Consider the following 7999-nt stretch of genomic DNA (forward strand, 5'->3'; position numbering starts at 1 on the left):
ACTTCCTGAGGAATTAGCTCCGTATCCTATAATTTCTCCATAGATCTTAGCCCCTCTAAGGACAGCATGCGTAAGACTTTCTAGCATTAGGCAAGCTCCTCCTCCGCTGGGCACTAATCCACATCTAGAAGAATCAAAAGGCCTAACAGCAGCATTTGGGTCCTCAGACGTGGAAAAGTTTCCAAGTGCATCAAAGGAGAATACAGAAGCTTCATTAACCTCTTGACATCCTCCACATAAGATACTCTCCTCTACCCCTCCCTTTATAAGGTTATAAGCAATTCCTATAGCATGTCCTCCAGAGGCACAAGCTCCTCCTATAGAGAAAGATACCCCTCTTAGAGGAAGAAGAGAAGTTAGTACTGCTGTAGGATTAGAAGATAGAGTTTTTATAACGTGAGTAGGTCCTAACTTAGAAGTATCTTCAAATTCAGAGAACATAGAAGATGCATCTAGCATAGCTTTAGCACTACTATCGTTTCCTATTATTACCCCACATCTACCTACATCTCCAGCGTCTTCCAAAGCTTCTTTAGCAGCTATGTAGAGAAATTCTACTCCCTGAGACATAAACCTTCTTAAGGGCTTTGGAATATTAGGAGAGGAAAGTTTTCCAGTTAGAGGAGATCGAAATCCATGTGCTAGTCTCTCCTTATCTCGAGATAGACCACAGCTACCTCTTAATAGAGAAGATAAGACTTCTTGCTTATTTGTTCCAATGCAAGAGTATATTCCTATTCCCGTTATAACAACTCTGTTCATTATACTGGTATCAAGTAATATTTTACATCGTTTTGCAGTGCTCTAAAGAAGATGATATTAACATCAGATTCTATCCTTAGAACCTCATCTGGAAAGGAATATACCTTAAGAACTCCAGAGCTTTTCACGAAATAGCAGACAGCTCCTTCACTTGAAGCATCTGTTATTATACAGGTCTGATTATCAGTCGGTTTGAGTAAGTCCATAATCCAAGAGTCACTCTCTTTGATAGGAAATGTCTTACCTTCAAATTCGAGATGCCACTTGGAATCGGACTTTACAATCTTTATAGTCTTAACCATTATACACCAGTTACTACACGTTGCTTAATACTTCCAGGACGAGTAGTAGAGTCCTTGAACTTATTATCTTGTTTATCCCACCAAGCCTGTGCTGCTTTGAGGTTAGCTACTTTTTTCTTGTATTTCATACGATTTCAATTTGAATTACATTATCTGGTAAGTTATCCCACGTTCTATAGGAATTAGTAAAGTATACCTTATTGAAAGTTTTTGCAAGATTCTCAATACCTCTTCTATTCACCATGTGAGTAACGAAGATATTAATATCTGCGTCGGGTTTATACTTCCTAAGTTCAGCTGCGATTCCGCAGAAAGTACCTCCTCCATCACATAAGTCATCCAAAATAAGTAAATCCTTACTCTGAATATCTCTAGGGTTCTTAACCTCGAATCCAGTTAATTTCCCAGTCTGCTCGTCTCGAACCTTGCTGCAGAGAATCGCCTTTGAGACGTTAGGGTAACGTTTTTGAGCACCAGCATCAGGAAGAACTAACTGGTGACAGGATAATAATCCAGTCTTGAACCCTTCTAGAAGATCGTCAATATGTTCTGTAAATATATTACTGAGATCAAAGATCTTCTTGGAGTGAGGTTCTAATATACGGATTTCACGGGCCTTAGATCTACTTAGGAGAGTAGATACTACCTTTAAAGTAAATGGTCTATTAAAGTCCATTACTCTATCCATTCTCATTCCCATTAGATAATAAATAGTAACAGAGTATGTTACTTCCTGTCTATCGAGAATGTCCATGACCTGCATTAAGATGAATAACTCCTCTGCAGAAGTAATTCTACACTCTACAAGAATGTCATCCTTCCTGCTAAAGGAATCCAATATTATCTGCACCTCCCCATCAGGAAAGTGAGAAATGCTGTAGTTTATACTACTAGCCTCCTTGTTTACAAGGTTTAGAATTTGCATATTTTATTACACTAGCTAAAGTATAGTATGCGCTCTCAAGACCTGCTCGGTCATCCAGCAAGATACTAAAGAAAGGCTTCTTAGTTCCTTGGAAAAGTGGACTATCATTCACGTAATCTGGTTCTATACCAAAATGCTTACAATAAGCGACTTTCCATTTAAGCCATTCTTCATTTGGTTCTGCGGTAAACAGGCATAAAGTAAAGCCTAATTTCTTACATTCCTGTAGTATCTTTATAATATCACTATAGTTCCCTCCATTGTTATGGAAGTCAAATATAGTATTATCGAAATCGAAACCTACGACTAGTTTGCCGTAGGTATCGAGTTCCTCTTTAAGTCTAGCAATTGCTCCTGTAGTAGCAAATGGATGAAATAAGGTATCGTCGATCATATTGAAGCGTCGATTCTTTCTCTAATCTCTGAAAGACTATAGTCCTTCATAAGAGTTCCATTGACAAATATAGGTTCAAGGGCGCCTTCCATTTCCTCTGCTTCAGATACACAATCCTTAGCAACGTAGGTACCATTTTCCTCATATATGGCAATTAAACCTTTTAGAGAGTTCTTAGTACCATCGTCTGTCTTAGGCTGCTTGAAGATCTCCTTAAGCTCACCATTGATTTTACAAGCTGTTGCTTTTACTGCGACGTAAAAGCTTTTACTTTATCCCATTTTCTAGCCATATAATCGCAATTATCTATATATTTATATAGTTCTTCTAAATCTTTTTTAGAAGCTATTTCTGCTTTTATATAGCCTTTACTACTTGTTTTAATATTAAACTTAATATTATAAAATTCTTCTATTTTAGAAATTAATTCTCTAAGTCTTTCTTCCCAATTTGGATGTACTTCTATTCTAAGAGATATAGAACCTTTACTTGTTTCCGTACAATTACTAATCCAAATAGATCCATCTCCATCTATTAACCCAATTAAGAAGTATATTAATAATTTTTTATTATAAAATATATCTAACTTAGGAGGATTATATGTTTTAGGATTTGTATAATCTAAAATAGAATACCATTTTTCTTGAAATTTTTTATCTTGAATACGAAGATCTATAAATTCGGAATCTTTAGTGGAAAAACCACCAGATTTTATTCTAAGTGTAGTCTTACATTTAAGATGTTTAGCTAAAACTTTAAGATAATCTGAATCTTTTCCAGATAAACAAATATATAATTCACCTCTAGGTGACAAATGTCCATCTGCCATAATAAATCCCCACCAATAGGAAGATTTTTCTGTAAGATTATCTAAAAAGTCTAATGATCCCTGACGTTTTCTCTCTGCTTTAGAGGTAACTTTTAAGAGTTTAGCTTTATTCATCATTTGGGAATACGTTCTATCTGGTAAAACTCTTAATAATGTTTCCATATCAGAATTTTCCCAGTGGAATTTTAATAAATCTTCTTCTTCTTTACTCCACTTTTTATTTTTTCTTATTCCTAACTCTCTAGCTTTTTTTTGTAAAGCCTTGATAGTTCTATTTAAACCAAATTCATCTATACATTCTTGTGCAGTATGATCTAAATAAAAAGTGTGCAAAATTTCAATTTCTTTTTCAGTCCAACTTTCACATTTCATAATTTTTATATTTTAGTAGTTTTAACTGTTCAAATATAAAAATTTAATAAGAAAGTTACAAGTAGTAAAATATTAATTTATGTTAATTTTTACGGACTATATCATAATCCTAAATTTAGGACTCTGGATGCTATAGGCTCACCGTAGTGTCCTTAGTCTCTGAACCTTCCACAGTCTTCCCTGTGGCTCGGCTGCTGATTAGGAATTAACAAACCCTTCCCAGCAATTCTTCCAGTTATTCGATATACATTACTGTATAAAGGGCCTCGCAGTTAAGCCAAGTGAATCGCGACTCTTGAATTGGTAAGTAAATGAACCTACTCCAAGAACTAGATTGCAAGCAGCCATACTAGCTCCCTCTAATCTCAGATAGATCTGTTTCTGGCGTTCCAAAGTAATAGAATCTCCATAGAGCAATCCTACTTTTGTCGAAGGATACCTGAATCCAGTATCTGTGGTATTCCAACCAAAGGTCTTACCAAGCATATAATATGCACCGTAGTACTGTCCTTCAGAAACTTCTACATACTCGGAATCAATATCAAACGGGGCGTAGCAGCAATAGTAACGACCTTCTACTATACGAGTATTAAAGTGAGGGTTGGTTCTTAATCCACAGATGATGTCTACAGGATCTCCACTATCAGGACGAATAACGACCCGTCCATCACGAGCCATAATTTCTTTCTTTAGCTTTGGAAGGAAATCTTCAACTACCTGCCAGAAGTCCCAAGTATCAGAAACGATACTTACAATCCCCTTTGGATATACTTCACAAATAAGACGACGGAAAGTCTCGAGCTCATCCTCCTTTCCACCAGCACACATTACAGAATGCTCTGTTGCAGGAACTGTAGCAGCTACTAACTCCTTTGAAGAGTCAGCATTATAGTATTCCTCGACTGCTCTAATAGCAGGAATAGTCTCACTTCCACAGAATGAAGTCATATGAGCCATACCAGAGACAATAGCTGCTTCGATGCCAGCCATTCCTCTCATAGAGAAATCATGACAAGCAAAGCCAATATTCGCGTCTCCAGGGAAGCTTGTACGCTTAGCATGACGCTTTAACTCTTTCTTATACAACCTAGCTGAAGTCGCAGAAGTACAAGGTAGCCATAGAACAGAGCTTATAAGAGTTTCCAAATAATTAGTTAACCAAAAGAACTCCGGAAGAGTATTCTTTATGGTCATCATTGGCACCCTAATAGGACAAACAGAGCCCTCTGGAAGAGCCTTTATCTCTATAGGTAAGTATCCTAGGTCATGAAGAGCCTCAATATGCTCTATTCCTACGTTGGATATTCCTACAAAGCTATCTACTCTATCATGGAACTCCTTAACAGCTTGTTCTTTAGGAAGGTTAAAGAAGTTCTCATTAAATTGCTTAATTAGGTATTCCTTAACTAGATATTGAATACCAAAGACTACTGAACCTTCGCTTGCTTCAGGAAAATACTTACAGCTTCTAGGAGTCCAGTTAGAATAGACCATCTCCGTACCCTTTGGGTATTGGAAATGATGACCGAGCTTATAGCCATCGGTCAAAAGAATTGTTTCTTTCATTTATAAAGTAATTTTTTTTTTATGAATATCCGAGTAAGTCCGCAAAATCTATAGCAGCTTTCAGAGTCTTACCCTTATTAAATCCCTGAAATATATTATGGATATATGATTTAGTCTTCTCGTGCATCTTCATTTTTGGACTATACTTAGCCCACCAATTTATCTCACTTCTCGGATTTCCTCCATAGGTTCTGCAAGCAGCTAAATAGTCGCAAGCTAATTCTATAGCATACTTCCTTGGCATTTCTGCCGGAACCCCTCCTTCATCTAAACTATGAATCCAATATTCATAATGGTGAGGATTTCTTCCCCTATGATGAAGGAATGTTTCGGAATATCCATTTACCCTCTTCTCATTAGCTAGAGAACTTATTTCATCGTCCCAGTATTTTATAGAACGTAGAAACTCCGTTCTACTAAACTTAGATAAGTCGTGAATTATTCCTTGCCAGTATAACCCTACTTGAAAACAATAGTAAGCTACCCAGAATTTATGAATTATAATTCTTTTTAATAGTTTAAAATAAATCATTATCCTATTTGTTTAGACGCACTTACTGCTAACTTATCACAGTATTCATTCCACTTATCTCCGTTATGCCCCTTCGTATGTACGAAAGTTATATTTGGACATAATTCTTTTACTCTGGAGTACTGTCTATCAAATTCCTCCCAAAGTTTTACATTTTTCTTTCTCTTCCATCCTTTAGTAGCGCACCCAATTACGTACATAGAGTCACTGACAATAGTAAGAGAATCAATCGGCTTCTTAATAAACCTAAGTCCTATGATTACAGCCCCCAATTCCATCATATTGTTTGTAACCCCTTTATACATCTTTGAGTATTCAAGGATCTTCTTATCTTCTTTAAGAAAGACCAGACCTATTCCGCCTTGATCTCTAGAAGATGAATATGCTCCATCAGTTATGAGTGTATAAGTCATTTTCCAATGGCGTTCCTTTCTAAAATACTAGTTACTCGTTTAATACTAATTGTTATATACTCTTGGCTCTTATAGGTAACAATCCTTAGTTTCCAGCCAAATAACCAAAACTTGTAAAGGACATAAGCGTCACTTCTCCCACCGTACTCATTTCTAAATGAAATACGATCTCCTTCTTTTATCTCTAGCATTATCGTACTCTTCTATACATTACTACTCCGTTACAAGTATAATCCCACCAATTCCTTCCATTAGGTATTCCAAAGTAATTATACTTAAGGGCTCTTACTTCAAACACGTTAGCAGCAGCCTTACTGCTTGGAAGATAACAAATCTCCTTAGCATCTCTATGACACTTTATAGTAACTGTATATGTTTTACCATTTATAAGATCGAGTTCATAGGTCCTCTCTTCCATAGGTTGCTCCTTATTCTTTGTGCCGCAAGCTAGGAAGCAAGTGATAATAATAGAAGCATCTCCTATTATTATTAAACACTTCTTAAAAAATGTTTTAATCTTGTTAACCATATCTTAAATGTAAAAAAAAAATCCCCGCAAGAGTATAAACTCTCACAGGGATCTAATGTTGAACACATCAAGATTTGAGATAGTTTACTACAGATTGTAATTTGTCAGCATCTGTCTTCTTAAATATAAATTCGTCAAAGTGTCCAAATTTGCACTTATATCCGAAGATATACTTAATAGCCATCCAAATGCGCTTCCAGATTCTATATTCTGGAGTTAAGTGGACAGATACATATACATCTCCCTTCTCTTCTGGAAAATAAGAAAAGATTAGCTGATGTTCTGTACTGCTACACTGACAAATAAATAGGCTGTTTACGGCTTCTTCCATAACAAGTCTATTTCTACAAGGTGCATAATTATCTTATCTGCTGTGCTAAATTCCTCTTGGAATACCTTTATATTCATAATAATATTTTTAATTTTCAGGTTACTATAACCCCTTATTCACCATTCTTTTTATAGTAATTGATGGTTCTTCATAAAATCTATCCAGCTCGTCTACAATATGTAGGGACCATAACGCCTGAATAAATCTTATATCTGGATACTTATTCAGATAACTCTCTAGCTTTTTCAGTATTTTGAGATTGTCTTCTTTTCTTTCGTTTTTGTCCATGATAATCTATTTAAAAAGTTAGAAGTCTGACTGAGACTCGAACTCAGATCTACTCTTTAGGAGGGAGTTGTTCTATCCTGTTGAACTATCAAACCTTTAGTGCTCCGAATGGGATTCGAACCCACACGGGCATTACTGCCCGACAGATTTTCATGCTACACTTGCTTTTACACAAGCAGACTTAATTTTAAGTCTTTGTAGTCTGGACCATTTCTTTACCATATTAGAAAACTTGCAAGATTTATGTACTAGCGGGGTAAATCTGTGACCCACATTAATCTGACTAATACTATCTTTTACAAAACTAGTACTTTCTAACTTAGGTATCTCCTGTATGGCCTCTACGCCATTTATGAAAATGTTTAATCCTTACATTTCTGTAGTTTGTGACTGTTATCAATAGTTCTATTGTTTCCCCAAAATATAACATTTTCAATTTAGAGAGCCGTCGCCAAAGTCTATGTCACCACAGACAAGGTTTCCGTTTGTTAGGGAGATTCTACATCTGATGTTTCCATCAGTGCACTCAATTTTAAGACTACTTCTCTAGAAGTTCTTTTCTTCTGCAAAAATTGTCTGTCTAACTGTGACAATTAGGACATAACATTCTCAGATTTTCTACTCTATTATCTGATCTGTCTCCATTTATGTGATGAAGTTGTATAGTGATTGGTTTTCCTCTCCATTCAGTTATACCACATTCTTCACATTTATTTTCTTTTAGTCCTAAATTAATCACTTTTGTTCTAATATTTG

At 35.8% G+C, this 7999-nt stretch carries 13 protein-coding genes and 1 tRNA gene; all 14 read right to left on the minus strand.

The window, feature by feature from the left end:
- A partial coding sequence (locus ACI3VO_RS01015; protein ID WP_439756116.1) for a beta-ketoacyl-[acyl-carrier-protein] synthase family protein occupies window positions 1–762 on the minus strand: 762 nt, incomplete at its 3' end.
- A complete protein-coding gene (locus ACI3VO_RS01020; protein ID WP_439756117.1) occupies window positions 762–968 on the minus strand; it encodes a hypothetical protein in 207 nt (68 codons plus the stop codon). The genes ACI3VO_RS01020 and ACI3VO_RS01015, both read right to left, overlap by 1 nt.
- A 95-nt stretch (window positions 969–1063) precedes the next feature.
- The gene (locus ACI3VO_RS01025) at window positions 1064–1192 is read right to left on the minus strand and encodes a hypothetical protein (protein WP_439756118.1); all 129 of its coding nucleotides are present in this window, start codon (window positions 1190–1192) and stop codon (window positions 1064–1066) included.
- Window positions 1189–1989 (minus strand): hypothetical protein, encoded by an 801-nt coding sequence (locus tag ACI3VO_RS01030; RefSeq protein ID WP_439756119.1) that lies wholly within the window; start codon window positions 1987–1989, stop codon window positions 1189–1191. Before ACI3VO_RS01030 ends, ACI3VO_RS01025 begins: the two co-directional genes overlap by 4 nt.
- Window positions 1955–2383: a hypothetical protein gene (locus tag ACI3VO_RS01035; protein ID WP_439756120.1), complete on the minus strand. Its 429-nt coding sequence runs from the start codon at window positions 2381–2383 to the stop codon at window positions 1955–1957. The genes ACI3VO_RS01030 and ACI3VO_RS01035 overlap by 35 nt, the downstream gene beginning before the upstream one ends.
- Window positions 2384–2630: 247 nt before the next feature.
- On the minus strand, window positions 2631–3584 hold the full coding sequence (locus ACI3VO_RS01040) for an LAGLIDADG family homing endonuclease (protein WP_439756121.1): 954 nt from the start codon (window positions 3582–3584) through the stop codon (window positions 2631–2633).
- Window positions 3585–3833: 249 nt separating this feature from the next.
- Window positions 3834–5150: a nicotinate phosphoribosyltransferase gene (locus ACI3VO_RS01045; protein WP_439756122.1), complete on the minus strand. Its 1317-nt coding sequence runs from the start codon at window positions 5148–5150 to the stop codon at window positions 3834–3836.
- 19 nt (window positions 5151–5169) lie between these two features.
- Window positions 5170–5682 carry a DUF5662 family protein gene (locus tag ACI3VO_RS01050; RefSeq protein ID WP_439756123.1) on the minus strand — a complete coding sequence of 171 codons (513 nt, stop codon included), beginning with the start codon at window positions 5680–5682 and terminating at the stop codon, window positions 5170–5172.
- Complete coding sequence (locus ACI3VO_RS01055) at window positions 5682–6095, minus strand: ribonuclease H family protein (protein ID WP_439756124.1); 414 nt, start codon at window positions 6093–6095, stop codon at window positions 5682–5684. The genes ACI3VO_RS01050 and ACI3VO_RS01055 overlap by 1 nt, the downstream gene beginning before the upstream one ends.
- Before the next feature lie 190 nt (window positions 6096–6285).
- Window positions 6286–6513, minus strand: a complete 228-nt coding sequence (locus tag ACI3VO_RS01060; RefSeq protein ID WP_439756125.1) for a hypothetical protein — start codon at window positions 6511–6513, stop codon at window positions 6286–6288.
- A 178-nt stretch (window positions 6514–6691) separates the two neighbouring features.
- Window positions 6692–6955: a hypothetical protein gene (locus ACI3VO_RS01065; RefSeq protein ID WP_439756126.1), complete on the minus strand. Its 264-nt coding sequence runs from the start codon at window positions 6953–6955 to the stop codon at window positions 6692–6694.
- A gap of 102 nt (window positions 6956–7057) precedes the next feature.
- Entirely contained in the window at window positions 7058–7243 is a 186-nt protein-coding gene (locus ACI3VO_RS01070; RefSeq protein ID WP_439756127.1) for a hypothetical protein, read from the minus strand.
- A 22-nt stretch (window positions 7244–7265) separates the two neighbouring features.
- Window positions 7266–7338 (minus strand) — tRNA-Arg (locus ACI3VO_RS01075).
- Window positions 7339–7823: 485 nt separating this feature from the next.
- Window positions 7824–7982 (minus strand): HNH endonuclease, encoded by a 159-nt coding sequence (locus ACI3VO_RS01080; protein WP_439756128.1) that lies wholly within the window; start codon window positions 7980–7982, stop codon window positions 7824–7826.
- Window positions 7983–7999: the final 17 nt, after the last annotated feature.

It is taken from the genome of Intestinibacter sp. (genome assembly GCF_051866655.1).
Classification (GTDB): Bacteria; Bacillota; Clostridia; order Peptostreptococcales; family Peptostreptococcaceae; genus Intestinibacter.

Bases quoted from the DNA above. Each gene is read 5' to 3' on its own strand.
- ACI3VO_RS01065 (WP_439756126.1), bottom strand. From the start codon at position 6,955: ATGGAAGAAGCCGTAAACAGCCTATTTATTTGTCAGTGTAGCAGTACA.
- ACI3VO_RS01055 (WP_439756124.1), bottom strand. From the start codon at position 6,095: ATGACTTATACACTCATAACTGATGGAGCATATTCATCTTCTAGAGAT.
- ACI3VO_RS01030 (WP_439756119.1), bottom strand. From the start codon at position 1,989: ATGCAAATTCTAAACCTTGTAAACAAGGAGGCTAGTAGTATAAACTAC.
- ACI3VO_RS01020 (WP_439756117.1), bottom strand. From the start codon at position 968: ATGGACTTACTCAAACCGACTGATAATCAGACCTGTATAATAACAGAT.
- ACI3VO_RS01025 (WP_439756118.1), bottom strand. From the start codon at position 1,192: ATGAAATACAAGAAAAAAGTAGCTAACCTCAAAGCAGCACAGGCTTGG.
- ACI3VO_RS01060 (WP_439756125.1), bottom strand. From the start codon at position 6,513: ATGGAAGAGAGGACCTATGAACTCGATCTTATAAATGGTAAAACATAT.
- ACI3VO_RS01035 (WP_439756120.1), bottom strand. From the start codon at position 2,383: ATGATCGACGATACCTTATTTCATCCATTTGCTACTACAGGAGCAATT.
- ACI3VO_RS01050 (WP_439756123.1), bottom strand. From the start codon at position 5,682: ATGATTTATTTTAAACTATTAAAAAGAATTATAATTCATAAATTCTGG.
- ACI3VO_RS01045 (WP_439756122.1), bottom strand. From the start codon at position 5,150: ATGAAAGAAACAATTCTTTTGACCGATGGCTATAAGCTCGGTCATCAT.
- ACI3VO_RS01070 (WP_439756127.1), bottom strand. From the start codon at position 7,243: ATGGACAAAAACGAAAGAAAAGAAGACAATCTCAAAATACTGAAAAAG.
- ACI3VO_RS01040 (WP_439756121.1), bottom strand. From the start codon at position 3,584: ATGAAATGTGAAAGTTGGACTGAAAAAGAAATTGAAATTTTGCACACT.